The sequence below is a fragment of the Bradyrhizobium sp. WYCCWR15520 genome (assembly GCF_056174665.1).
This window is the reverse complement of record NZ_JBWBWM010000051.1, coordinates 14,624-38,698: the sequence shown is the minus strand read 5'-3', so window position 1 is coordinate 38,698 and position 24,075 is coordinate 14,624. Positions and strand designations below refer to the sequence as shown.

The 24,075-nt window shown below is 57.7% G+C and carries 22 protein-coding genes and 3 pseudogenes; 14 read left to right on the top strand and 11 right to left on the bottom strand.

Annotation, left to right across the window (positions count from 1 at the left end):
* Nucleotides 1-134: 134 nt before the first annotated feature.
* Nucleotides 135-2,075 carry an AI-2E family transporter gene (locus AC0QUY_RS37050; protein ID WP_475390976.1) on the top strand — a complete coding sequence of 647 codons (1,941 nt, stop codon included), beginning with the start codon at nt 135-137 and terminating at the stop codon, nt 2,073-2,075.
* Between the two features lie 706 nt (nt 2,076-2,781).
* On the opposite strand, the gene AC0QUY_RS37045 is transcribed toward AC0QUY_RS37050, so the two are convergent.
* Entirely contained in the window at nt 2,782-2,970 is a 189-nt protein-coding gene (locus tag AC0QUY_RS37045) for a hypothetical protein (protein ID WP_475391001.1), read from the bottom strand.
* Between the two features lie 881 nt (nt 2,971-3,851).
* Between AC0QUY_RS37045 and AC0QUY_RS37040 the strand changes: the two genes are divergently transcribed.
* The 5 genes and pseudogenes from AC0QUY_RS37040 (at nt 3,852) to AC0QUY_RS37020 (ending at nt 8,267) form a co-directional block, all read left to right on the top strand.
* Nucleotides 3,852-4,115 carry a hypothetical protein gene (locus tag AC0QUY_RS37040; protein WP_161849329.1) on the top strand — a complete coding sequence of 88 codons (264 nt, stop codon included), beginning with the start codon at nt 3,852-3,854 and terminating at the stop codon, nt 4,113-4,115.
* 229 nt (nt 4,116-4,344) lie between these two features.
* Nucleotides 4,345-4,584 (top strand): hypothetical protein, encoded by a 240-nt coding sequence (locus AC0QUY_RS37035; protein ID WP_475390974.1) that lies wholly within the window; start codon nt 4,345-4,347, stop codon nt 4,582-4,584.
* Nucleotides 4,585-5,332: 748 nt separating this feature from the next.
* Nucleotides 5,333-5,713: a response regulator gene (locus tag AC0QUY_RS37030; protein ID WP_475390972.1), complete on the top strand. Its 381-nt coding sequence runs from the start codon at nt 5,333-5,335 to the stop codon at nt 5,711-5,713.
* Nucleotides 5,697-5,870 carry a DUF2934 domain-containing protein gene (locus AC0QUY_RS37025; protein WP_475390970.1) on the top strand — a complete coding sequence of 58 codons (174 nt, stop codon included), beginning with the start codon at nt 5,697-5,699 and terminating at the stop codon, nt 5,868-5,870. Before AC0QUY_RS37030 ends, AC0QUY_RS37025 begins: the two co-directional genes overlap by 17 nt.
* Nucleotides 5,871-6,332: 462 nt before the next feature.
* A pseudogene (locus AC0QUY_RS37020) lies at nt 6,333-8,267 on the top strand (hybrid sensor histidine kinase/response regulator).
* 159 nt (nt 8,268-8,426) lie between these two features.
* On the opposite strand, the gene AC0QUY_RS37015 reads toward AC0QUY_RS37020, so the two are convergent.
* From AC0QUY_RS37015 to AC0QUY_RS37005, 3 genes are all read right to left on the bottom strand, one after another.
* Nucleotides 8,427-9,596, bottom strand: coding sequence for an ATP-binding protein (locus AC0QUY_RS37015; protein ID WP_475390968.1), 1,170 nt, complete (start codon nt 9,594-9,596; stop codon nt 8,427-8,429).
* An 805-nt stretch (nt 9,597-10,401) separates the two neighbouring features.
* A complete protein-coding gene (locus AC0QUY_RS37010; protein ID WP_475390965.1) occupies nt 10,402-10,755 on the bottom strand; it encodes a hypothetical protein in 354 nt (117 codons plus the stop codon).
* Nucleotides 10,742-10,963, bottom strand: a complete 222-nt coding sequence (locus AC0QUY_RS37005; protein WP_475390999.1) for a hypothetical protein — start codon at nt 10,961-10,963, stop codon at nt 10,742-10,744. Before AC0QUY_RS37005 ends, AC0QUY_RS37010 begins: the two co-directional genes overlap by 14 nt.
* A 345-nt stretch (nt 10,964-11,308) precedes the next feature.
* Between AC0QUY_RS37005 and AC0QUY_RS37000 the strand changes: the two are divergent.
* The 3 genes and pseudogenes from AC0QUY_RS37000 (at nt 11,309) to AC0QUY_RS36990 (ending at nt 13,189) form a co-directional block, all read left to right on the top strand.
* Nucleotides 11,309-11,942, top strand: a pseudogene (locus tag AC0QUY_RS37000) (cysteine hydrolase family protein).
* 201 nt (nt 11,943-12,143) lie between these two features.
* Nucleotides 12,144-12,527, top strand: a complete 384-nt coding sequence (locus AC0QUY_RS36995) for a hypothetical protein (RefSeq protein ID WP_475390963.1) — start codon at nt 12,144-12,146, stop codon at nt 12,525-12,527.
* A 122-nt stretch (nt 12,528-12,649) separates the two neighbouring features.
* Nucleotides 12,650-13,189 (top strand): cell envelope biogenesis protein TolA, encoded by a 540-nt coding sequence (locus AC0QUY_RS36990; protein ID WP_475390962.1) that lies wholly within the window; start codon nt 12,650-12,652, stop codon nt 13,187-13,189.
* 8 nt (nt 13,190-13,197) lie between these two features.
* On the opposite strand, the gene AC0QUY_RS36985 is transcribed toward AC0QUY_RS36990, so the two are convergent.
* On the bottom strand, nt 13,198-13,728 hold the full coding sequence (locus AC0QUY_RS36985) for an NAD(P)/FAD-dependent oxidoreductase (protein WP_475390960.1): 531 nt from the start codon (nt 13,726-13,728) through the stop codon (nt 13,198-13,200).
* Entirely contained in the window at nt 13,626-14,102 is a 477-nt protein-coding gene (locus AC0QUY_RS36980) for an FAD-dependent oxidoreductase (RefSeq protein ID WP_475390959.1), read from the bottom strand. Before AC0QUY_RS36980 ends, AC0QUY_RS36985 begins: the two co-directional genes overlap by 103 nt.
* A gap of 84 nt (nt 14,103-14,186) precedes the next feature.
* On the opposite strand from AC0QUY_RS36980, the gene AC0QUY_RS36975 reads away from it, so the two are divergent.
* Genes AC0QUY_RS36975 through AC0QUY_RS36965 form a run of 3 tightly spaced genes read left to right on the top strand, consistent with a single transcriptional unit; the run spans nt 14,187 to nt 16,748 of the window.
* Nucleotides 14,187-15,107, top strand: a complete 921-nt coding sequence (locus AC0QUY_RS36975; RefSeq protein WP_475390957.1) for a DUF72 domain-containing protein — start codon at nt 14,187-14,189, stop codon at nt 15,105-15,107.
* A gap of 59 nt (nt 15,108-15,166) precedes the next feature.
* Entirely contained in the window at nt 15,167-16,450 is a 1,284-nt protein-coding gene (locus AC0QUY_RS36970) for a DUF892 family protein (protein WP_475390998.1), read from the top strand.
* Nucleotides 16,437-16,748, top strand: coding sequence for a hypothetical protein (locus AC0QUY_RS36965; protein WP_475390955.1), 312 nt, complete (start codon nt 16,437-16,439; stop codon nt 16,746-16,748). Before AC0QUY_RS36970 ends, AC0QUY_RS36965 begins: the two co-directional genes overlap by 14 nt.
* Nucleotides 16,749-17,972: 1,224 nt before the next feature.
* Here the strand turns inward: AC0QUY_RS36965 and AC0QUY_RS36960 are convergent.
* The 3 genes and pseudogenes from AC0QUY_RS36960 to AC0QUY_RS36950 all read right to left on the bottom strand — a co-directional run.
* Nucleotides 17,973-18,320 (bottom strand): annotated as a pseudogene (locus AC0QUY_RS36960) (DUF2269 family protein); the annotation flags it as partial.
* Between the two features lie 309 nt (nt 18,321-18,629).
* A complete protein-coding gene (locus tag AC0QUY_RS36955) occupies nt 18,630-18,902 on the bottom strand; it encodes a hypothetical protein (protein WP_475390996.1) in 273 nt (90 codons plus the stop codon).
* Between the two features lie 346 nt (nt 18,903-19,248).
* Nucleotides 19,249-19,452 carry a hypothetical protein gene (locus tag AC0QUY_RS36950; RefSeq protein ID WP_475390954.1) on the bottom strand — a complete coding sequence of 68 codons (204 nt, stop codon included), beginning with the start codon at nt 19,450-19,452 and terminating at the stop codon, nt 19,249-19,251.
* 181 nt (nt 19,453-19,633) lie between these two features.
* Here AC0QUY_RS36950 and AC0QUY_RS36945 point away from each other — a divergent pair, with 181 nt between their 5' ends.
* Complete coding sequence (locus tag AC0QUY_RS36945; RefSeq protein ID WP_475390953.1) at nt 19,634-20,143, top strand: hypothetical protein; 510 nt, start codon at nt 19,634-19,636, stop codon at nt 20,141-20,143.
* A gap of 352 nt (nt 20,144-20,495) precedes the next feature.
* Here the strand turns inward: AC0QUY_RS36945 and AC0QUY_RS36940 are convergent, their stop codons facing one another.
* Entirely contained in the window at nt 20,496-20,930 is a 435-nt protein-coding gene (locus AC0QUY_RS36940) for an HAD family hydrolase (protein ID WP_475390994.1), read from the bottom strand.
* 16 nt (nt 20,931-20,946) lie between these two features.
* Here AC0QUY_RS36940 and AC0QUY_RS36935 point away from each other — a divergent pair, with 16 nt between their 5' ends.
* Nucleotides 20,947-21,912: a DUF6328 family protein gene (locus AC0QUY_RS36935; RefSeq protein WP_475390951.1), complete on the top strand. Its 966-nt coding sequence runs from the start codon at nt 20,947-20,949 to the stop codon at nt 21,910-21,912.
* 1,628 nt (nt 21,913-23,540) lie between these two features.
* Here AC0QUY_RS36935 and AC0QUY_RS36930 read toward each other — a convergent pair.
* Nucleotides 23,541-24,050: a DUF2243 domain-containing protein gene (locus tag AC0QUY_RS36930; RefSeq protein WP_475390950.1), complete on the bottom strand. Its 510-nt coding sequence runs from the start codon at nt 24,048-24,050 to the stop codon at nt 23,541-23,543.
* Between the last annotated feature and the right edge of the window lie 25 nt (nt 24,051-24,075).

Genomic DNA, 24,075 nt, shown 5'->3' with positions numbered 1-24,075 from the left:
ACCGGAAACGGCAGCCGTCTATAAGAGCCGCGCGGAGTAATGCCCGAGCGGCTTTTCTATGCGGGCGTCCCCGCTATGGAAAGCAGATGCCTCTAGCCAGACAGCCATTTAAGCCGCGCACTACTGAAGAGCTTATGGCGCTGCTTAGCGCGGTCGCGACTGCGATTCTGGCCGTCATCATCATCTCGATGCTCTATTTCGGCCGGGATATTTTCGTGCCGGTCGCGCTGGCTATTCTTCTCAGCTTCGTACTGGCGCCGCTGGTTGGATTATTGCAGCGGATCAGTGTCCCCCGCGGATTGGCCGTCGTCAGCGTGGCCATACTCGCCTTCGGGCTGATCTTCGCGATGGGCAGCCTTCTTGCCACGCAACTGACGCAACTCGCGGGCGACCTCCCCCGCTACCAGTCGACCATTAGCGAAAAGATCCAGTCCTTCCGAGACACGCGAGCCGGCCGGGGCACGCTGGAGCGCGCCTCCGACATGCTGAAAGATCTCAGCAAGGAACTTGATAAGCCAAAGGACGCGCCATCTGCGCGTGCGCCAGGTACCGTCCTCGCTCCCGGCGTCCCCGGGCCAGTGGCGCCGGTTCCGGTGGAAGTACGCCAACCCGATCCCGGCGCTCTGGAAAGCTTACGGACCTTGATCTCCCCGCTGGTTCATCCCCTCGCGACGACCGGCATCATCGTTATTTTCGTGATCTTCATTCTGCTTCAACGCGAAGATCTTCGTAACCGTCTCATTCGGCTGGCGGGCTCATCCGACCTGCAGCGTACGACAGCGGCGCTCGACGACGCGGCAAGCCGGCTCAGCCGGCTGTTCCTGACCCAACTTCTCCTGAACGGTGCATTCGGCGTAGTGATCGGCACGGGCTTGTGGATCATCGGGATTCCAAGCGCGATCCTTTGGGGCATCCTGGCGGCAGCGCTTCGCTTCGTTCCCTACATCGGCGCCGTCATCGCGGCAGCATTTCCGCTGGCCCTGGCGGTAGCCGTCGATCCCGGCTGGTCGATGTTGCTCTGGACAGCAGCACTATTTCTTGTCGTGGAGCCGCTGGTCGGCCACGTCGTCGAGCCAATGGTCTACGGCCACAGCACCGGGCTTTCTCCCGTCGCGGTGGTCGCGTCGGCGACCTTCTGGACCGCACTATGGGGGCCGATCGGGCTAGTTCTCGCGACGCCTCTCACGGTGTGCCTTGTTGTGCTCGGCCGTCATGTCGAGCGTCTGGAATTCCTTGACATCATGTTCGGGGACCGGCCGGCACTGTCTCCCCCCGAAATATTTTATCAGCGGATGCTGGCGGGCGACCCGACGGAAGCTGCCGAAAAGGCCGAGGAGTTTCTCAAAGAACGGTCTCTGGCCTCGTACTATGACGAGGTTGCCTTGAAGGGTCTGCAATTGGCGCAAGCCGATGCCGAGCGCGGTGCGCTTGACCGGGAACGTCTCATCAAGATTCGAGACGCGGTAAGCGAATTTGCCGGCGACCTGTCCGATCAGGACGACCGGCCGCCGGCGAAAGAAAGCGCGACCACCGATGCGGAAGCATCGTCTGCGGTGGAAAGCGTGGCCGAGAATGCGGTCAGTGAACACTTGCCGGTTCTCAGCAAGGAAACCCTGCCGCCGGAATGGCAAGGTGAACATCCCGTGCTCTGCGTGGCCGGACGCAGCCTCATCGACGAGGCGGCGGCAATCATGCTGGCTCAGCTCTCGACGGCGCACGGACTGCCGGCACGGGTAGAAGCTGCGGAAGCGCTCTCCACCACCAATGTCTTCCGCCTGGATACGTCGGGCGTTGCGATCGTCTGCCTGGTCTATCTCGATGCCAGTGGACCCGCCCACATGCGCTACGCCGTACGGCGCCTGAGGCGGAAGTTACCAAGGGCAACCATTATCCTGGGCTGTTGGCTCAAGGAGGCTGAGCCGGCTGCGTTGGAGTTGTTGCGCGAAGGCGCCAAGGCCGACCTCGTTGCATCAAGCCTGGGTGATGCGCTCAAGCTCTGCATCGAAGCGGCGGCAGTAAAGGACCAGCGTCAGGAAAGCTCCACGCAGGAAAAGTCGACGACGGTAGCTGCGTGAGGGGCGACGTCAACACAGCGACGCATGAAAAAAGGCCGCAGATTCCTCTGCGGTCTCATCGCCTTTCGAGCTTTGTTACCGGCGAGGGCCAACTCCCACTCCGACGCCAACGCCGCGGCTAACACCGAACGCTGGGACCATCATTGTAGTAGCCGCCGGCCGTAGTATCCCTGCCGCTGAATTTATCGGTCACGCGGAACATTCTCCTTTGTCTTGGATCACCCCGCTTGCATCCGGTCGCCACAGCGCAAAGGCGGGACATTTAGTTAGACCAACTTGTTATCCGTCTGCGCGAGCTCCGACGTTATCCAGTCTACAAAGGTGCGTAAGGCGCGCGCCGCTGACGGCCAACGCGCGGAAAGACAAGATCCTGGCGGCTGATGACAGCAAATGCTGAGAAATCGCCGCACATCGCGCCCTTCACTTAGCACAATGCAGTCGGACTTTCCGGCTAGAGCGTGGGGCTTGGCTTTCAAAGCCAGCTTCATGGAAGCGCCGCTATCGCCTAGGCGAGAAGCCTAATGATGTCCTCGTAGGTCTTAGCTTCTTCGCCATGCACGTACTCCGCAGCGAGCGGTTACATCACGATCTGGTCGAAATCCATGGCAATCCGGCTGCTTGGAAACGTCTTCTTTGCCTCCTCCAGATAGGGCACGCACAACACCGGAAATATGAAACAGTTTGCAAGCCTGACGACCTATGCGGCCTATGGCATCTGACTACTATTGTCGTCCGCTAGCATTGCCTTTTCGACCTCAGAGGCCAACACAGACAAGTGCGCCGCCAGTCGGTCAAATAGTTCGCGCTTCTTGGGATCGGTCGCGAGGTCTCGGATCATCTCGCATTCTGCTGCATCGCTGCGCAGCTTCTCCAACTGAGATAGCGTGTCTTGCATCGAACGCCCCCATTTATCGCACTGCTCAAATGGACCACACCGACACCGGGTGATCAGCCCATCCTCCGCAATGTCCAGCAGCGCATGAACGATCCCGCTGCTGATCCGGTAGGGCACCACCACGGCTCCCCCGTCCATCTGCAAATTGACCAGTTCAAGCGCGGGTCTTTCAATGCAACGATGTTGCCAATAGGCCCATAAACTTCGCCGACCTTGGATGATCTTCCGGCCTTCACAGGCGCACTCGACCACTCCATCTGGACTGTACATTGCGACAATCTGATCGACGGAAGCGTCGCGGTACGCATCGAGCCAGTCCACTGCGACGGCCATCGGTCACAGGGATTCATTTGCCCTACCTACTTGCCTTCAAGCAAAGGGTGGGTCATCTCGGCAGTGAAGTACACAGGGAACCAAGCCACCGAAGGATGTTGCCCGCGCGTAGTTGATTGCTTGCAACACAACAAAAGTTAAGTTCGTCAGCGGGCTGTCGGGCGTTAATGTCGTGCTGCCGTTGGTTCGTTAACCTGACTTATGTCCGGCTCCTCTAGGCCATTAGCGCGAACACATCGGCACTGCATACCCGCTCCGCATTGACAGCCCAGTTCTTCGGTCCATGCCCGGTTGGGATGGTTCTCGCACACCCAGCCGATCCCAAGACAGAGTTTGCAATCAGGATTGATCATTGCACAAGCCGGATCGGGCGCCGCCTGTATTCGTCTATTGCAAGATTTGAAAGCAGCAACCGACGTCGTTCGCCGCGTCTCATCATGCCAGCGATACGCTCCCCCAAGAATCGTGTGGTGTCGGTGGGGTCGCCAAGTTCGCCTGTCCTCTCAAGGACGCTCCATGCAATGTAGAAAGACTGCTGAAAAAGTTCGGTGTCGGTCATGCACAATAATCACCACCGCCCCGAAAGCGTTCCACTAGGCAGGATAGGCCAAGCGCGGCGCATCGAGCATCTCGCAGAGGTCGGCGGCAGCTTCATTCTGCCTTATGCGACGCATGACGTGATCGCGTATCTGACCCTGAGGAAGCATTCCAGCTTGTTCGCGCAGGTGCTGGGTATCTGCAAGCAGGCGTTCTCGCAGTGTCGATGTCTGTTTGAATCGGCGACGCTTCTGCATCCGCTGATCCTTTCCTAATGGAGAAAGGCGGGAGCGCTATTCAGGCGTTCTCATCACCGATAGATGCCATGGGCCGCTCGATGGTGACTAGATGCTACGCTATGTCAGATCGACAGGTCCCCAACAAACGTTAGTCAGCCTTTGATAATCCTTTAAATGAACTAGCGCGGAGCCTCTCTTCCTTCTGAAACAGCTAGGAACCGCGGGCAACTTAGGCGCGTTGGCGGAGAAATCGGAGGACATGCCGATGAAGCTGTTGACCGAATACCTGGAGCACGCGCTCACCTTCGAACGGTTGGCCGCCGAAGAAACGAATCTAGAGCTCCGACATCATTTAGAGATGCAGGCGGCCGCCTATCGTAAGCTCGTGTCCGAACGCGCGGCCAAATACGGCCTCCCGCCGCCAAGCCCGCCTCCGGTTTGCCCGCGTCCGCAATCTCGTGCGCAACCCGCGGTCGATTTTCAACGTCAAAAACAATCCGCGTAGTTCTTCTTGAGAAGCCCGGCGCCGCGCGCGGGTAGTTCTGTCGGACCTCTTTAAGCGTCATATTGCTGGTGAGACCGGGCTCACTAGCAACTATGTATTCTCCCCAGGGGGATGAGGATCACACACGATCGGATATATTGCTGCAGACCAACATTTGTTAGTTTGAGCGCCCGAATCGAGGGTGCCGGCAATGAGGACGCGAAAACCTAAGGAGTGGACCGCTGCCGCAAAAGCTTTCCAGATTGGCAAGACAAGGCGCCAGCGCATCCAAGATCGCAGCTGAACTTGGAAGGTATGCCGGCTCGGTGAGGCGAATGGGGCGGACCGCTGGCGTGCTTCTCAAGAAATAACTTAGGCTGACGATAAAAGGGCCGTCAGTGAGAAATGATCACGGCCGCGATCTCAAACGCCGCTACGCTCGCATAAATCAGCTACGAGACCGGTGAACGTTCCACTAGTCCGCAACCGGTCTTGGCGCCGCGCTCCGAGAATGCCCCCTTGGACGCGGCGTCCGCTCACATGGGGACAGACTGTAACTGCGTGCTTGATATTGTCAGGGGCCAAAGGCGCCATTGGCAGCACCCTACCCAGACCTGCTGAAGGGTTCGCGCGTGGAGAGGGAGTTCTCATCGACCGGCGATTAGAAGGACCGATAGAGATCGCCTCGACTCGGAACTGGGTAGCAAGTGTGCGGAAGGTAGGAACGGATTTGACGTTGACGCGTAGCGTTCTCTGAAGAGGCCGCCAAATGGAAGAGCTCAGTGTTCTAATTGTCGATGATGATGCATCGGTTCAGACTGTTGTCGGGGAAGCCCTCGGCGAAGGGGGGTTCATTTCAAGAGTGGCCTCGTCGGGGGAAGAGGCGGCTGCGTTGTTGATTGCCAACAAGTATCGCATGGTGATTGTAGATATCTCCCTTGGAATAGGCAGGGTTGAGGGGTGGTCGATTGCTCGGCGTGCCCGAGCATTCGACGCGTCACTGCCAGTTATCTACATCACGGGTGGATCTGGCGACGACTGGGCGATCCATGGCGTGCCCAATAGCATCTTGCTGAAGAAGCCGTTTGCGCCCGCACATTTACTATCAACCGTCTCACAGCTCTTGCACTTAGATGTCGAACAAACTTAAGCCCAGTTTCGCACTGCCCAACGTAGCTTTACGAGCCTACGAACTCTGGGAGGCCGCAGGGCGGCCACAAGGGCGGGACGAGGAATTTTATTTTCAGGCAGAGGAAGAACTTCGGCAACTTTTGGATGTAGATACCGCAAAGCCGTCCCGGAATTAACAAGTGCCAAGGGTAGCAGCAACTAACCTTACCATGCCTTCGCGTTCGCGGCCCTCTTCTGTGGGCCAATACTACTGGGCCCCCTCTCGAATGATCGGACGATGCGGAGGCTCGTAGGTTGCGACACCCTAAGCCGGTAGCGACGCTAAGATGGGGCTGTCTTGGAAGATTGTGCGTCGCTTTCCTTTTCGGCACCCTCGGTGCAAGGTCTTCAACGATGCGCTGTTTCTCGAACCTACGGCGGCTAGAGCCTCGCCACCGGATCGCAGATCGCCTCATCTGACAAACAGGAAATCCACCAACGGCCAGATCAAAGATTACGGCCAGGACAGCCGCCCGCCCGGTGTTCACTCTGGAGCGGCGACCCTCCGTCGTCACTACGATGACTTCGTCGAGGAACTTTCAGCCTCACGCCGCGTATAACCCAGTTAGGAGAACACACTGACACCCCCAGCAAACCTTTTGGAGCGGGCTGAAAGATTTAAGGCGGCGCAATCCGCCGAAGGTCGTTACCGCATGTTGGCGGAGGCGGTGACGGACTACGCCATCTACATGCTGGACGTCTCAGGCGTTGTCACGAGCTGGAATTCAGGAGCGCGGCGCTTTAAGGGCTACGACGAATCCGAAATCATCGGCGAGCACTTCTCGCGGTTCTACACCGAGGAGGACCGCACGAGGGAGCTGCCGCGGCGGGCGCTGGAGACAGCGGAACGCGAAGGCAAATTCGAGAGCGAAGGCTGGAGGGTCCGCAAGGACGGCAGCCGGTTCTGGGCCTGTGTAATCATCGACCCTATTCGTGACAGCGACGGCAATCTGGTTGGCTTTGCCAAGGTTACGCGCGACCTGACAGAGCGGCGAGCGGCCGAGGCCGAATTGCGCCGGAGCCAGGAACAGTTCCGACTTTTGGTGCAGGGCGTGACCGATTATGCGATCTATCTTCTCAGCCTTGAAGGACTGGTCCCGAGCTGGAATGCGGGCGCGGAACGGATCAAGGGTTACCAGCCGGACGAGATCATAGGCCAGCATTTCTCGGTTTTCTATACCGAAGAGGATCGGAATGCCGGGCTGCCTGGCATAGCGCTTGCAACAGGACGGGAGATTCGAAAAAGAAGGCGTGCGCGTTCGTAAGGATGGCACGACTTTCTGGGCGAACGTCGTCATCGACGCGATCCGCGATGGTGAGGGCGTGCTCATAGGTTTCGCCACGATCACTCGTGACATCACCGAGCGCAAGAGAGCGGAAGAGGCCCTTGAACGTACGCGGGAAGCATTGGTTCACTCGCAGAAGATAGAAGCGATCGGTCATCTGACGGGCGGCGTCGCCCACGATTTCAATAATCTTCTGATGGCGATCCAGGGCAGCCTGGAGCTGTTGAAACGTCGCCTGCCCGCCGGCGACAAGCAGATTCAGCAATTGCTCGACAACGCCCTGCAGGGCGCACAGCGCGGCGCGGCCCTCACGCAGCGTATGCTTGCGTTTGCCAGGCGCCAGGAACTCAAGCTCCAGACTGTCAACGTCACCGAACTTATCAACGGCATGACGGAGCTGCTGCAAAGCTCTCTGGGCGCAGCGGTCCAGATAGAAACCCACTTCTCGCTGGGCTTGCCGAGAGTGCTGGCTGACGCTAACCAGCTCGAGCTCGCCATTCTCAATCTTTTGATGAACGCGAGGGATGCGATGCCGAAAGGTGGCTCCGTCCTTCTTTCGCGCGGGAACGGAATGTCCAAAACGAGCCTGGACTTAAGCCGGGTCGCTACGTTTGCCTCGCCGTGAAAGACACCGGGATCGGCATGGACGAACAAACATTGCGCCGCGCGACCGAGCCCTTCTACACGACAATGGGCGTTGGAAAGGGTACGGGGCTTGGCTTGCCGATGGTGCTCGGCATGACCGAGCAAACCGGCGGCAAGTTGTACCTCAAGAGCAAATCCGGAGAAGGAACAACAGCTGAGCTCTGCCTGCCGGTAGCACCTACCGAGGAGGAGGCAGAAAAAAAGGACATTACTCGTCCTGCTTCATCCGTAGGGCGTGCTCTCAGGATCGTCAGCGCCGACGACGATCCCCTCGTAGCCTTCAATACACTGGCGATGTTGGAAGAGCTCGGTCACACCGTCTTTTCGGCATGTAATGCAGCAGAAGCCTTAACCGTCATCAGAGAGAGGGGCGACATCGATCTCCTCATCACCGATCAGGCGATGCCAGGCATGACCGGCTCCGAACTTGCGGAAGCGGTCCGTCGGGATTGGCCCGACCTTCCGATCATCATTGCAACTGGCTACGCGGAATTGCCGGAGGGACCCGCTCAGGCCATCCCCCGCCTTGCAAAGCCCTTCTTCGAACAGGACCTCGCAAACGCAATCGCATCCATTAACAGCTTCTCAGATAGGTTGGCCTAGCAGACTTGGTAATGGGGCCGTCAAATCAATCTTGAGGCTGCACAGGTGTAATGGTTCGGCTCTCACGTTGAGACACGTTGGCATCCGGTCATATACCAACTGGTTCTTGAAACCGTACCCGAACCGCGATGGCGGCGACGCTTCTGGAGCATGGCCTCGTCAACTGCGCGGGAGCCGAAGGGAGAAGGTCGTCCCTGCTTGCTCGTTCGAGGTGACCGAAATATCGCCGCCATGGGCTTCGACGATAAGCCTTGCAATATAAAGGCCCAGACCCAGGTGGGTACTAAGCTCCGGCGGATTGTTAACGTCCTGTCCGCGCATCCAAGACTGGAAGATCACCTTTTGTGCATCGGATGGGATTGGTAAGCCTAAGTTGTGAACCGTTATAATAATAGTCTCGGCATCCTGTCCGACAATCCTTACCGTGATTGGGCTGGATACATCGCCATACTGGATGGCGTTGCCCATCAGGTTGGACAACACCTGCCCCAGGCGTGCGGAGTCACATGACCCGTTAGGATCGCCTTCATGCGTGACCTCAAAGCGACGATCTGGGTTTATGGCACGAAGCTCGTCCGCGATCTGCTGACAGAGCGAAGCTATGTCCGTTTTGGTTTTCACCAGGGGAATTTCAGTACCGAAAGACGAGCGCGTGAGATCCAGCAAATCGTTCAGAATCTGTGTCGCCCGACCCGCCGCCGCCCTGATCTCCGCAACCACCTTCGCCTGCTTTGTACTCGTTGTTCCGGATCGTTCGATCCACTGCGCTCCCATGGAAACTGCACCGATGGGATTGCGGAGGTCGTGGCCCAGAACCCCCAGAAACAAATTGCGGGAGTTATTAATCGTTTCTGTATAGCGAGCTACTGACTCGGTTACAGCCTGATCAATCGCTTCGTTGAATCGCGTCAGATCCTCAATATCAGTACTGGCCAGGCCCTGATGGCTCGCCAGCCATTGCTTGACGACACTCGCTCGAAGCGCCCTGTATTCTGAAACCATCTGTTCGATGTCAAAACCATCAGCAAGGCGAAGAGCGGCATGAATCTCTGCCGCACTTTCAGAATACGGTCCGTCTCTTGGGCCTCTGCCGCGCGATTTGTCAAATTGTTCGCGCGGGGTTTGTGCAGACTCGAGGTCGTCTGCGACAAATCCAAGGATATCAACGATATGATCTTCTAGAGCCAACTTGGACATCTTATCGCTAGCCGGCGAGCGTGTTCGCGCGAAAGCTATCCATTCTTTCACAATGCCGGCTTCGTTTTGACGAATGAAATTTGCAAGGCGTTTATGCCCCTGCTGCTCAGTCATTTCATCAGGATCGTTCAAAATCGTCCCTTGAAAGTCAGCCGCCAGGTTTGCGAGAGCGCCTACTCGCTCCAATTGCTAGACCTCAAAACCTCTTTATATCCCATGCTCCCGCCTGTCGGACCTGCTGGGGGCAGCGGACTCCCAACCTTGTTGACCGGGCATACGCGCCACCGCGCTTCTCAATTCGCCCCTACCGTCTCCTTTAATTCAAGTCATCCAAAACGCGAAAGCGACGATAGACACGCCCATGACCGCGGAAAAGCCAATGAACCACCAGCATGACCGAGCCCCGTACTCCGCTGTCTCTTATCGTTCGGGCGGATCTCATGAGCAGCCGCTAGCATGACCTGGGCTGCGGTATTGGGAGTTCCACCGGCTTCGTCGTCAGTTCCAAGAGGAGCCGCCGCCGGATCGGTTGCGTCGACCTTTCCGTGGCCTTGATCTATTGCAATCCGGAGCTGTTCCGTTGTTTCTATGGGCTCTATCGCATCGAGGTCAGCTCCGGGGAGCGGAGAAGAGCTGGACGCTTGGTTGCTCGAATGTCTCATCCTCCCTCAACAGGGACACCCAGATAAAGTTGCAACAGGCATAAGCAACAAGCTGTATGGCGGGGCGCCTAAGGGAGTTATCCATTTTCCGCGCGCGCCTTCATGGACGATCGCGAGTCGAGAGATAGAGAGCAGCTCAGTCCGCTAGCGACGTCGCTTACAACAGCCTGACGTTTCTGCTCGCTAGCATCGCTGGTTGGTATGCTGGCACCTTGGGGCTATGGCCGCGACGCTTATAGAACGTCACCTGGGCTATGCCAACGACATCGCCAACCTTATGCCAGCCGATCGCGGCCCCGGGCCGCGTATTCCGTCACCAGCACTTGCTGAAAGCTGCTAGCTGCGACGCCTGCAAATGTTTCCGCTCGCTCGCGAAGGCTCGTGAGAAACGCCGGCATGTCTTCCGTTCTTGTGAGGCAGCCACCGTTGAAGTCATACCGCCAGCCAAAAGACACGGTGCGCCGCTTGCCAGTAAAGCCGTGAAATTCGAACTCCCTGAATGGAAGAGTCTGGACGTCACGCAGGAGCGCCTGCTCTTCAGAGCCGCTGAGAAAGTTCTCCTTGTACTTCATGCCTTCCGGAAGGCGCCTTTCTCCGAAAAGATCGAGCGTTGCGTTACTGCCAGCCACTCGTCTTTTTCCGTGCGGAAGATTTCGCGGGTTTACGGTCGCCGCGGTCGCCCTGCCCTGCCTTCGTCTTGCGCTTCCGATCCTGAGACAGCGAGCGGCCGACGTCGTCGCCTTCCTTGATCCTGCCCCTCGCATCGCGCCGGATGTAGCGCCTGTCACCGCGCGGCGCGATCTTCTCGCGCCTGGGGGCGCGATTTTCTGGAAGCACCTTTTTTGTTGTCTGCTTTTTCACTCTCCTCTCCCTGACTAAAATTCTCGGATTATTCCAACTCATTGCGAAGGCTCGAAGTTCCTCAGGCGAGCCGCCGCCCGCTGCGGCCGGGCTCCTCGGCGCCGGGCTGCGGCGCCAGTCTCTCGTCTCGGCCAATCCCTCGCGCAAGGGGCCGCACCCCTGGCCGTCAAGAGCGAGCTCGTTGCTCGGCGCCACGCCTCCCTTGAACGCCTATCCCCTCCTCATTGCCGCAAGGTTAGCCGGGTTGCAGGCCGCAACCCTTTTCGGACAGGAACCAAGTCCAGTCCCGCTTCGTTGGAGCTGGCTTTTAAGGATAGGGCCATGGCCAAGGACGATCAGCTTCGCTACGGAGCGCCGGGAGAGAGCGCAGTCCATATCTGCGTGGACATGCAGCGCATGTTTGCTGAATGCACAGATTGGAAGATGCCGTGGCTGGCCCGCGTCCTGCCGAACATCGCAGGGATAGCCTCAGAACATCCCGAGAGAACGATCTTTACCCGCTTTATTCCTGCCCGGAAGCCCGGAGACGGGGTCGGCATGTGGGCTCGCTATTATGAGCGCTGGGCATCCATACGATCGAGCGGGGTGATCCAGAGGTAGTGGACGTTGTGCCAGACCTTGCGATTCGTCCCGCCTGCGCGGACCTTTGACAAGCATGTCTATTCGCAGGACCGGCACCGATCTGCACCTGCAGCTGAAAGGCGCGGGCATCGATACGATCGTGATCACCGGCGGAGAAACCGATGTCTGCGTGCTCGCAACAATGCTTGGCGCCATCGACTGGGGCTTCCGCGCCATTCTCGTGACGGACGCGCTCTGCAGCTCGGCCGACGAAACCCACGACGCCATGATGAATGTCTACATGAACCGCTTTGGCGAGCAGGTGGAATGCGTAACCACCAAAACCCTCCTGGAGAGCTGGAGCGGCCGCGCCCGCGCGGCGTGGGCGTCATGAGCGGCGGCTCGTATCTCGTACAGATTTTACTGCCCAAAACGACCAGAAAAGGCGCGGCGGTTTCGCAGGAATGATTCGAGGCCTTCCTGAAGGGCTTACCGTTAAGTTCGGCGGCGTGACGAGTTTCGTCCGAGCCCCCGGCCAGGGCTTTGGCGGGACGGTGGCGATACGGAGCGCGATACAATCGCCGTCATCGAAGTCATGGCCGACGATCTCAGCGCAGGATTACTGGCGCTCGCTGCGGAAGAGACTGGAGAACGAACTATCACAGGAAGAACTCGTGATCCGCGGCCATCAAATAATGCGGCTCTGAAAAATCAAGGAATAATGATGGACCCGATGATGATGCTGAGGACCTTCGCCGCCGCGACCACAATCATTGCCGCAGCGCTCGTCGCAGCCAATTGGAATGCCCGGGTCATGGTGGGTGGATTTGCGCTCTTCATCGTCGCTGCAATCGCCTGGACAGTGGATGGCTGGCTTGAGGGTAAAGCCTCGCTCGTCATTCAGAACGTCATTCTGCTTGCCATCAACGTGCTCGGGGTCTGGCGCTGGCTTCCCCGAGCCGAGAAGGAAATGAGCTAGGTCTGGCCGCCCGGCTGGCGGAACCGAGGGCTTTTGCGGTACATTGGCTTCCCATGCCGCGCAAACTCAAGGTCTACCAGACATCGCAGGGCTTTTACGACCTCGCCCTCGCCGCGCCTTCAATGAAGGCGGCGCTCGAAGCCTGGGGGGCGAGCAGCAACCTCTTTCATCAGGGTTTTGCGAAAGAGGCGGACGACGATGACATCATCGCCGCGGCCATGGCAAAGCCTGGCATCGTCCTGAAGCGTCCTGTTGGTTCGAGCGATCCCTTCCGCGAGGATGCGGACCTGCCGACCGCAGCGTCGCTCGATCTGCCGCGACCTAAGAGGGATGCAAAGCCGAAGGCAAAAGCTCCCAAATTGCGAAAGACCGACGAGATGGCAGAGCGCCGTGCTGCCGTAGCGTTCGAAAAAGAGCAACAGAAACGCCAAAAGCAGCGCGAAAAGGAAGAGGCAGAGGCGGCCAAGGCCCGTGCGAAGCGCGAGGCTGCAAGGGAAAAAGCGGAAGCAGCGCTTGAAAAGGCAAAGCGCGGCCATGAGGAAAAGGCCGCCGAGATCGAAAATGATCTCGCCGCCGTACAGCGCCGGGCGGAAGCCGAGGAAGAACGGTGGCAGGAGCTGAAAGAGCGGCTTCAGACCGAGTTGCGCAAGGCAAGCCGATAGAGGTGAATCTAATCGCAGAATCCATCGCGTCTCAGGAAAGCTTTATTGATGGCGACCGCGGCTTTTGCGCCCTCCCCGATGGCGACCGCGACAAGCAGAACGTCGCGCGAGACGTCTCCCGCGACGTACACGCCGGGAACGCTTGTTTCTTCCGTGACAGGGTCGATGACGACGCCGCCCGTTTCATTACGTCTGCAGCCAAGACGCTGAGGTAAATCCGCGCCTTGGTGGCATCCTGTCGAGAAGAAGAGTCCTTCCCGCTCAAGGTCCGGTCCGGCTTCGAACCTGATGTTTTTTAATTGCCCATCCGCCCCTTCCAGCGACCGGACGGGTTCGCGCCGCAGCTTTATGCCGTACTGAGCCAGCTTCAGCATGGCCTGTGCGCTCACGTCCGTGCCATCGCTCAACGCGACAACATCCGGCGTCCAGTGCTTCATCATGATGGCAAGGTCCGCCCCCTTGTCACCCTTGCCGTAGGCCGCCGCCCTCTTACCGACATATTCGAAGCCATCGCAGTATAGACAGTGATGGACGGACATGCCGTAAAGTCCGTCCACCCTGCAAGCTCGGGAAGTTCGTCCACGAGGCCCGTTGCAAGAAGAACTCTTGAGGCCGACCCGGCGCTGCCGTCCGAGCAGACGAAAGAGAAGCCCTCCTCTACCGGTCTGATATCGGTAACCCTTGCCACCTTAAGCGCAACAGTCTCATACCGGGCGAGATCGCGTCTTGCTTCTTCCAAGAATTCCGTCGGAATCATTCCTTCACGCCCGAGCAGGCCATGGATGGCGTGCGAGGCGCGGTTGCGCTGCTGATTGTCATCGCAGACGAGAACCTGCCTGCAACACCTTCCCAGGACGAGGGCCGCGCTTAACCCTGCGGGCCCGCCGCCGACGATCAGAACATCAACTTTCATACCCAACCCCCTCATTCATCGGAGCCACCAACGTTTTGGGAACTTTTTATGCCGGTTGATTTGTTATTTATCCTGGAAGAACTCATGCCGCGCGCCCTTTCAGCCACTGCTACGATAGATCTGACGCCCGAGCAGCGCCGGGAGCGGCGCGCGCTGCGCCTGGAGAAGCAGCGCGAGAACAACGTCCTTCGCGCCGCGAAGATGCATAAGGCGCGGCTGAAAATGGAAGCCGTCGGGCCAAAAGTGCCGCCGTACCTCAAAAAGGCCGTCTATGTCGGCTGCTCCGGGTGGCGCTACTGGAAGTGGCGGGACTCGTTTTACGCCGCGGTCCCTCAGCCGGAATGGTTTGGGCATTACTCAGGCGTCTTCGATACCGTCGAGATCAACGCCTCATTTTACTCATGGCCGACGGTGGCCGGCGTGCAGGCGTGGCGCCGCCAGCCGGGCAAAAAGGATTTCGTTTACACGGTCAAGGTTTGCGAGCTCATTACGCATATTAAACAGTTCAAGGGCACCAAAAACCTCATTCGGGATTTCGGGATGATCGCCGACATCCTCGGCGACCGAATGGGATGCTTCCTTTTCCAGCTCCCGCCGAGCTTCCGCTACACCAAAGCGCGCCTGAATTCGATCGTGGGCGAGCTCGACCCGGCGCGGCGCAACGCCGTGGAATTCCGGCACAAAAGTTGGTGGAACGAGGACGTCTACCGCGCATTCCGGAAAGCCGGGATCATCTTCTGCTCCTGCAGCGGCCCCCGGCTTCCTGACGAGCTCGTCAAGACCGCGGACGAGGTCTATGTGCGGCTGCATGGCCCCGTTCGCTGGTACAGGCATGATTATTCCAGTCAGGAACTCGCCGTGTGGGCCGAGCGGATCACCGCCAGCGGGGCAAAGCGTGCCTGGATCTACTTCAACAATTATTACGACGCCCACGCGACCCGAAATGCCAAAGCTCTGCATGGGCTGCTAGCAAAGGGCAAAAAGCGGATGCGACCGGCGAAATAGGAACCGGACCGGTTCGGGGCAATTGGTTAGAGCCATTCCAGTATCTCCCAGAGGTCGCCATGTATCATCACGTCAAAAAGCTTATGTACACCGTGCGCGTCGACGAACCAGATCCCCATTTCGGCAATATGTTGCTTGAGCAGTTCGGAGGCGCGAACGGCGAGCTTGCGGCCGCGATGCAATATTCGATCCAGGGCCTCAATTGCGAAGATCCCGATCGCAAAGACCTGCTGATGGATATCGGTACCGAAGAGCTCAGCCATCTCGAAGTCGTCGGCTGCCTGGCCCGCCTCCACCTCAAGCCGACCAAGTTTGATCGCGAGAAGGCAGAGGCCGATCCGCTCATCGCGATTGCCGGCGGCGGTGGCGTCAATCTTTTTAACTCGCAAGGCAATCCCTGGACTGCCGATTATCTCAAGATCACGGGCGAGCTCGATGTCGACCTGCGCAGCAATATTGCGGCCGAAGCCCGCGCGAAGATCGTGTACGAGCGGCTGATCAATTTCTGCGACGATGCGGGAACCAAAGACGCGCTTCAGTTCCTGATGACGCGCGAGATCACCCACATGAAGGCGTTCGCTGCTGCGCTGGAGAGCATGAAGAAGCCGGCCTTCTCCATCGGCAGGATTGCGCCTACCCCCGGCCTTGTGAACCAGTTCTTCAACGACTCGACTGGGTCGGGCGACGAAGGCGAGATCGATACGCGGGGACCGTGGAATGAGGGTGCCGATTGGGAATTCGTCGAATCCCCGGCTCTGTCTGCGCCTAGCGCCGACGCCGAAGCGCCGATCAAGACGGAAAGCTCCCCGCCGACGGCGCCCGAAGGCATCAATGATCTCCTGCTGGACGAGCTGCGGGACATCCTGCACGCGGAGAAGCAGCTTACGAAGGCACTTCCCAAGATGGCCAAAGCCGCGAGGTTCGACCGGCTGCGCGAATGTTTCGAGGAACATCTGATTGAGACCGAAGGCCAGATCGAGCGGCTCAACGAATGCTTCTCGCTGCTCGGGGAAACCGCTCGGGCGAAGCCCTGCAAGGGAATGATGGGCCTTGTCGAGGAAGGCCAGGAAGTCATGGACGAGGGCGAAGAAAAGGAAGATGCCCTCGCGGATCTCGCCCTCATCGGCGCGGCGCAGAGGGTCGAGCACTACGAGATCTCCGGCTACACAACCGCAAAAAATCTCGCGCAGCAACTTCGGCACAGTGCCGTCGTCGCCCTGCTCTCGAAGTCGCTGGCGGAGGAAGAGAACGCTGACCAGCTCCTGAACCAGATCGCACGGAGCCTGATGTCGGTCGCGAAGATGCCAGACGCCATCGAGCAAAGCTCGATTGAAGAGGCTTGAGAAAAGCAAACGGGCCGCCCCTATCGGGGCGGCCTTTTTTAATGCCCGGAGTTTTGCGATGCTTATATGGTATTCTTCGATTGCGCTTACGCTTGACGCGCTGCAGGTGATGGATATGCGGCTTCACCAGATTGCTGCGGGCAATGGCACCCCTGACGAAATGCTCTTGATGGTAACTGAAAAGATGGATGCTGCCGCGAAAGCTGGCAACATCTTACTCCAGGGCGGCAGCTGCGATCAGGTTGTCGCCTATTACAACAAAATCGTTTGCGCGAATGCGGAGCGGCTGGCCAGATAGCTCAGCCGCGCATCATGCGGCTCTTGGCGGCAATGTTTGCGCTTCGTCACGTTTGTTTCGGGAGGTTAAGCGGATCGCTCATGACCGACTCCTGTGCCTTGAGGAGGGTACGCCCGAGACAAGCGATAGTTTCCAGCTGAATCAAAATGGTTGCTCGCGATTTGATTGAGGGACGAAAGACGGACGATGCGCCGAGCCACCACGGCAAGCGGGGCGGTCAGACCTCGAATAGCCGCCCCTTTAGCGCAATAGCCTACCGGACAACGTTTCCGCGCCTTCTCCCGCGTCAATCGATCGTCCCTTTACTGAATCGTTCGTGCGGCTGGTCGTTAGCTCCTCTGCGATCCCATATGATAAGCATGAAACTTCACGGTCAGGCCGGCATTGCCCCTTTACTGCTGCACGCTGGTTTCATCGATAGCGAAGAATTGCCATGACCGAGCTTGTGTTACGTTTTGAACATTTGGTGGGTCGGGCCGCGCTTAAGCTTTGGTCTGACCTCCCGCGCGACCTCCAGGAGCGCTTGTTCGAAGATGCCGTGGGAGGGGATGAGGTGCTACGCCATAACCTCGCTATCTATCTGCACGATCACCATCCGCGGAACTGCCCACCCGCCAAGCCCGACTGCTGTGGCCTAGACCTACCGAACGAGACCCAGCCCGGAAAAGAGTAAGTCCCCTTGGTCACACTACGCACATGCGAGGAACCGCGTTCTCTCTCTTAAGTTCCTGAGAATGGTAAGTAAACGCACTGCGATTGAGATCATTGACCAAGGGGACGAGCGCATTCTCCTAAAGACCTTTGATGACGGTTCAGAAGAACGCCGACCGATCGTGAAGGAGCCGCGGAAGAAGCGTCGACGGCGACTCGATTGGAGCCGGAAGCTGAGTACGGGATTGAAGCGGGGCTTTTAGGATTAACTCGTTTTCCGGCGCATTCCCACTTTGGAGAAACCTTGGGAGCTCAATCCTTGTTGCGGTTGCCCCAACAGGAACATTGGCTTCATGAAGAACGAAGACACCATTCTCGTCGCGACAGAGCCACCAGCTATCGCCATTTTCGCTTTGATAGATCTTGCGCTGTTGCCCAACGGACATGAAAAATAAACAAAGGCTATTGAGCCCGGTTCCTAATGTGGTAGCGCGTTTCACATCGTTTGAGAATGCGTTGTGTTAGCGGCAAGCCTGTCGTAGTGAGGTCGCGACCTGTCATTCTGCAGAAGGTCTAGTCCCAGTATGGAATAGCCGGACGGGCGATCATCAGCCAGAAGATGAGCAATACCGCACCGAATGCGGGAAATCCGAAGGCAAACCACCACCAGAAAAGGCGTGAGTAGGCGTCTGATAGAGGCGAGTTCGTTTCAACTGCCAGGACTGCGAGATCCCGCATGCGCATTTGCATCCAGACGACCGGTGACCAAAAAGCCCTAGTGATGACATAGAGCACGATGGAAGCGGCTATCCATCCATCTGCGAGTGAGTAGCCGCTAGACCACGCCAGCCAAACCCCTGTTATTGGCTGAAGCACAACGGCCGTTGCAGCAAAAATGAAGTCGGCGAGCACCACGGTCCGCCAGCTTGACTAAAAGTCATCTCCTCCGGCCCAGCTAAATCAAGCGCGAGGTGCGAAGGCGCGTCCGGTCTCAAGAAGAATACGACGGTTTCGACTACATCATCAAGATGCACTGGCTAGATAGCGGCGGTATCTGGCATAACTCGAAGAAATGGCAACGATGCGAGGCCTTGCAACAGGGCGCTTCCCCCGTAAGCTGTCCGTCCGATCACGACAGAGGGACGCAGAATGACCCAATTGAGATCGCGGCAGGTCAGAACCGCTTCGCCTTCCCGCTTGGTGCGCGAGAAAACGCTTGGCGTATCGCGGTCAGTGCCGATGGCAGAAAAATGGATGACCCGTCGGATGCCCGCCCGGCCGCGTAAAGCGCATCGCTTCCCGAGACATGTACGCCGTGCATGTTCTGCCCGTGAAGCGCCCCGCTACATTGATCACGACGTCAAAGCTCTTGACCATTGCCTTCCAGTTGTCGGCATTGATCTGGGCGAGGTCGATCTGTACGTGCCCCGCACCGCTCTGCGCGGTTGTGTGCCGGGCCGCCGTTACGCATTCGTGCCCTTCAGCGGAAAGTCGTGCGTTGATCGCAGACCCGATGAATCCCGTGCCGCCAACAATGAGGACCCGGTGATTGCCGGCTCCGGTTACGCAGACCTCGAATCAACTCCTCCAAGTAGGGGATGATTTGGAACAGAGCCGTCAAGATCAGCATAGTGACAACGTAAGTCGCTGGGAGCGGTTGTTGTTTCAGCGTGAACGTGAACTTGGCCTCGCCAAAGCCGAACAATGCCATGAAGGCGGTCCAGTGAAGTGCAATGACCAGTAGCAACCCTGTCAGCGGGAGTATCTCAAGTACGCTATGGACATGTTGCTCGACCGGTGCAATCTCGCGAGCTGTTGAGGCGTAGCGAACGTCCCAGATGGCAGTCGCTTATGAAGTATCAAAAATGCGATCATAAGCAGGATCACACCTGATGTGATTTCCAAGAAAAGCGCGGCCAACACACTCTGTCCAACCGCTCGTCTTTTCGATGTGAGCCGCGCGATGACAGAGATAATCGGCAAAGCCGGCGGCGAGCCAAAGCGGCATAATGAAATACATCAGCATCGCTCGCAGGACCTCGTCGGCCCCCATTTCGGACCTCCTCGTGCAACACGGATCCACAGATCGCCGTCTGAGCAAACGTTCCTATAACTGAGCCAGAACGGCAGCCCGCGGCAATTCACTTGGCGAGCACCAGTTCAAGCATAGTGACGATCGTGGAACATTAGGTCGCAAGGAGCGGTTAGGCTACCGGATAGATTGGAGGCCTAAAATGCATAAAATATCACAGCTGTTGGTTTCGACCCTGGTCACGGGCACGGTGGCCAGCATAGTTTCAACGGCGGCGCTCGCTGCGATGTCGAAAGCGGAAGGCAAGCGCGCCGTGCAACCTACAAACTCCACTAGCCACTGGTTGCACGGTGAGAATGCCGGCAGTGTGGAGGAAATGGACATGCCGCACACGGGAACAGGTTTGGCAACTCACCATGCATCCGCGGTGTTCTGGGCGCTACCATTTGAGGCTTGGCTGGCGTCTCATCCACCGCGGTCCAACATCGAACTAATGCGCAATGCATCGGTAATGGCGGTAGTTGCCGCAATTGTGGATTATGGAATAGTTCCCAAACGATTGACACCCGGCTGGGAATTGACCCTATCTCAGAAATCGATAATCGGCGCTTTTGCAAGTTTAGCCGTGGGTCTCACAGCGGGCGCCCTCGTCTCGCAAGAGCTCCGCTCGAACCTTGAAGAAACCTCAGTGTCCGGCCTGTCAGGGCATTAAGGTAAGACAAGGGTGAGTAGCGCGGTAGGCATCAATTGCCAGATTTGATAGAATGAGTCTTCTCCGTTTACCTTTTTGCATCACTGTGCAAGGGTATCGAAGAGAAATCGAGAGCCTGATTGGCCTCTCCGAGGTCTCCTGACCGCTGAAGAACATCCCAAGCCCGTGTCCCTCATCAAGATCACACACCCCCGGCGGTCGGCACGTCCCTTGCGAGGCTCTGTTTCTTAAAAGACGGTCGGCCTTCAGACGCTGAACGATAGCTTGAAAGTCAGCGTCATTTTGCTTGCGTTCTCGATTCGCAGACGCGGTATCAGCCGAGCCATCCAAGGATCAGCAGCGCTCCTGCTTCTTACGCGCTCCGGCGAGACTGGTTCGTGGCACTTGGGACCCCGGCTGCTTTCCCGTGTTCGAGACTAGGAAGAAGCGCACGCAGGCTGTCGGCCACGGCAAAGCAGCCAGCCTCTGAGAGTGCCTCCAATGAATATCCCCCGGTAAGCACACCAGCGGCAACGGCGCCTGCTCCAGTGGCGGCTTCGGCGTCGTATGGCGTATCGCCGACCATGACTGCTTGAGATCCGGGGATCCGAAGCTTTCTCAGCGCCGCGCCAACAAGACGTGGATCGGGTTTGCCGTGCTCGACGTCATCGCCACATGCGGTCGCGCTGATAACTCGTCGACTTTCAAAAGAGAAAGATAGTGTTTCAGCGCGGGTCCTTTGCAGTCGGTGGCGAGCGCGATCCGCCCTCCCTGCTGAACGAGGGAACGAAATACGTCGGGTACACATCAAAGGCTTCCACGCCATGAAGATACCGCTCTTCATAGATTGCACCTTGCCCCTTGAGGATGCTCTTCCGTTCGGACTCGTCGGCATCCGGCGCAATCAGTTGAAGCATCTGATCGCCAGGTTCCTAATCAGCCGCTGTCTCGCTCTCTGCAGAGCAAAGGAACCGCTACGCTATCCCTTAGTTTGTTGCCCGATGTCAAAAGAACTCGACGCGAAGCTCAAAACCGCCCTAGATGAATCCCGTCTCCTCATTTTGGGAGCGCAGGTCTTGTTCGGCTTTGCCTTCCAGGCGGCTTTTCAGGAGCCATTTGCAGAGGTCGATGCCGCGGGCCGCACCATGCAGATACTCGCGCTTGGCCTGCTAAGCCTCAGCGTCGCGCTTCTGATCGTCCCTTCTCTCTACCACCAGATCGCCTGCCGGGGGCGCACGTTCCAGGAGGCGCTCGGCGTGGCGACCTTGTTCGCGGGCTGGAGCCTACTTCCGCTGACCCTGGGACTAGGTGCATCGGCATATGTGGTCTTTGCACGCTTCGCTCGCAATGAGATAGGCTTGATCTTCGCAGGCTTGCTGACTGCGACCGGCCTCTCGCTGCTTTACGGACTTGGCTTTTCGTTACGTAAAAGGCGGAAAGCTCTGCCGCCGGAGAGCGAGACGTCGCTCAAAACGAAGATCGAACAACTTCTGACAGAAGCACGCGTCATCATCCCGGGCGGCCAGGCACTTCTGGGTTTTCAGTTCGTGGCGACGCTGACGAAGGCGTTCGACAACCTACCTAACGAGTTCAAATGGTTGCACGCCGCCGCTCTGGCGGCCGTCGCTCTGTCAGTGTTGCTTCTAATGACACCCGCCGCGTTGCATCGCCTTGCGTTTCATGGCGAGGACGACCCGCAGTTTTTCGAAATCGGCTCGAGGCTTGTGGTCGCGGCTGCATTTCCGCTCGCTCTGGGAATTTCCGCCGACGTCGCCGTCGTGGCGTACTAGATCACTGAAAGAAGCGCGATCTCTGTTATGATCGCAGGCGGAGCAGCTATGGTCTTCTTGGCCGTCTGGTATGTGTACCCGCTCGTCGCGAGAGAACGCCGAAAGCTACTCTGACTATATCAAGTGTGGAGCACACCCTGCAGGGCCTTACGCAAGTTGGCGACGCGAGAAAGCAAATACTCACGTGTACGAGTCGCCGTACACAGCTAAATCTTCTTTGGTCGCCGTCCGGTGTCTTTGTTGAGCGCGCCCATCCGCGGCTTCCGCAATCCCTCCGGCAGAGGATATCCTTCGTCCGGTCCCGGCACCGGCTCAGGCCGCACGTCGGCGCCCCACGGCGCTTGGTGAGGAATCACTTCGTCTTTAACCTGACACAATCCAAACAGCGGAAGCAAGGATCGAGCCTCCCGAGAGTACGGTGTATCCGATGAGCCACCACGCGGTACCTAGGCCCGACGCTCGTTGTCTCGCGGAACTAGGACGTGCGTGAATTTCATGAGCCGCCGCTAATCGCACCTTCGCTACCGTGTTAGGGTTACCTCCCGCTTCGTCGTCGGTTCCGAGAGGAGCGGCGGCGGGGTCCGTGGCATCCACCTTATCTCCGGCGTAACCTTGGTCGATGGCGATCCGAAGTTGGTCGGTCGTTTCAATGGGGGTGTGAGGGTCAAGTCTATACCCGGCCTCCGGGGCAGAACTCGATGCGCGTTTATCTTTTGCTGGGTCGGTCATGCATTACAACGGAGGCCCGATGTGATGGTTGCAACAATGCCTATTGGGCGCAGGCCTCAGAAGGTTTGAAAAGCCAAGCACGATTTAGAACGCACTTAGGAACAGAGTTAAAGATCCCGGATTTTATAATGGTGTGAAAGGCATCCAAGAGTTGTCCGGCTATGAAAAACATTGTGAACAAAGAGGGCGACGTTATCGCCAAGACGACGGATGATGGCACCTTGATTGGAGGCCAACACCGGCTTTCAGTAGCGGCCAGTATTGGTCAGCATCTGTTCTGGCAACATACCGGAAAGTTGGTGACCCTTGATGCTTCCTATTTCAAGCATGGGAAATTCTCATCGACTAAGCCCCTAGTCACAAGCTTTTGCTATATGGGCAATCGAGCTCAGCTGCGAGTGCCGCGCTGCGCGTGTTGCCAGCCGTCCGGTAGCTGGTGCCGGGACAGTTAGAGTCCACTCCTACCGTACTACACGGTCAACGAGTTGAGCACCGCTTGCCGACCATTCATCTAACGGCTCGCGCGACCCACGCACCCCGCATTTCCGGCATTTGACCGCCGATGTTGGCCGCTATCCCGGCGCTTAACAAAAGACATGCCAGAAGAACGCCGAGAATGAAGGCGTATTTCAAAAGGGTGCTTTCGTGTCTTCGAGGATCGATCGTAAACGTCAGGGATGTTTCGACGTTCCTAAATCGTGCTGTCGCGGCTCCTTCGCATTGCATCGGCAACTCTGTGTTCCAATCCCTTCTATGAGCTGGCCGAGCACACAAACGTGAGTAGATCATCCAATGTAGGGTTGACGCCGAAAACGGCAAACCGCCACACTGGCGCCGTCGCGATTACAATAAGCAGAGCGAAGATAAAGCAGACAAGGGGCGCCGGAACGGTCATCGGGCTAACTATGCTTCTTGTCATTCGCGCCGTCCGATTGGGTGTCACGTCCCTGCCCTAATAGAATGTATCCGAGAATGAGCATCAATGCTCCCCAGATAAGGAAAGTGACATCGTAATAGAGACGATAAGCAGGATCTACGATTTCGTTCACATGGTGGATGCCGAGCAGATGGTGATCAACGATTCCTTCGACGACATTGAAGGACCCGAACCCGATCAACATCGATCCCACGAGGCGCTTGCTCGACCAATATAGATGACGACTTCGAGCAGCCCCCCAAAGGATGTACAATCCCGCGACTACAAAAAGGTAGGTGACGCTATGAAAGATGCCGTCCCAGAGGGTGTTAAGCTCATAGTTTTCAATTGAATTTACCGGGTACCAGTTGCTCAGTATGTGATGCCAGCGCAGAACTTGGTGGAGCAGGATTCCGTCAAAAAAGCCCCCCAAACCCAATCCAAACAGGATGCCTGCTGATAATGGAAAGTGCGTCTGAGTTGCCGGATCCATGCTGATTTTTTCTCACGTACAACAC

Coding starts and splice junctions, on each gene's coding strand:
- AC0QUY_RS37050 (WP_475390976.1), top strand. CDS start 135: ATGGCGCTGCTTAGCGCGGTCGCGACTGCGATTCTGGCCGTCATCATC.
- AC0QUY_RS36970 (WP_475390998.1), top strand. CDS start 15,167: ATGTATCATCACGTCAAAAAGCTTATGTACACCGTGCGCGTCGACGAA.
- AC0QUY_RS36945 (WP_475390953.1), top strand. CDS start 19,634: ATGCATAAAATATCACAGCTGTTGGTTTCGACCCTGGTCACGGGCACG.
- AC0QUY_RS36985 (WP_475390960.1), bottom strand. CDS start 13,728: ATGTCCGTCCATCACTGTCTATACTGCGATGGCTTCGAATATGTCGGT.
- AC0QUY_RS36975 (WP_475390957.1), top strand. CDS start 14,187: ATGCCGCGCGCCCTTTCAGCCACTGCTACGATAGATCTGACGCCCGAG.
- AC0QUY_RS36990 (WP_475390962.1), top strand. CDS start 12,650: ATGAAGGCGGCGCTCGAAGCCTGGGGGGCGAGCAGCAACCTCTTTCAT.
- AC0QUY_RS37035 (WP_475390974.1), top strand. CDS start 4,345: ATGAAGCTGTTGACCGAATACCTGGAGCACGCGCTCACCTTCGAACGG.
- AC0QUY_RS36950 (WP_475390954.1), bottom strand. CDS start 19,452: ATGGGGGCCGACGAGGTCCTGCGAGCGATGCTGATGTATTTCATTATG.
- AC0QUY_RS37045 (WP_475391001.1), bottom strand. CDS start 2,970: ATGCAAGACACGCTATCTCAGTTGGAGAAGCTGCGCAGCGATGCAGCA.
- AC0QUY_RS36930 (WP_475390950.1), bottom strand. CDS start 24,050: ATGGATCCGGCAACTCAGACGCACTTTCCATTATCAGCAGGCATCCTG.
- AC0QUY_RS36980 (WP_475390959.1), bottom strand. CDS start 14,102: ATGAAAGTTGATGTTCTGATCGTCGGCGGCGGGCCCGCAGGGTTAAGC.
- AC0QUY_RS36940 (WP_475390994.1), bottom strand. CDS start 20,930: ATGTGTACCCGACGTATTTCGTTCCCTCGTTCAGCAGGGAGGGCGGAT.
- AC0QUY_RS36995 (WP_475390963.1), top strand. CDS start 12,144: ATGGCCGACGATCTCAGCGCAGGATTACTGGCGCTCGCTGCGGAAGAG.
- AC0QUY_RS37025 (WP_475390970.1), top strand. CDS start 5,697: ATGTCGAACAAACTTAAGCCCAGTTTCGCACTGCCCAACGTAGCTTTA.
- AC0QUY_RS37030 (WP_475390972.1), top strand. CDS start 5,333: ATGGAAGAGCTCAGTGTTCTAATTGTCGATGATGATGCATCGGTTCAG.
- AC0QUY_RS36935 (WP_475390951.1), top strand. CDS start 20,947: ATGAAGATACCGCTCTTCATAGATTGCACCTTGCCCCTTGAGGATGCT.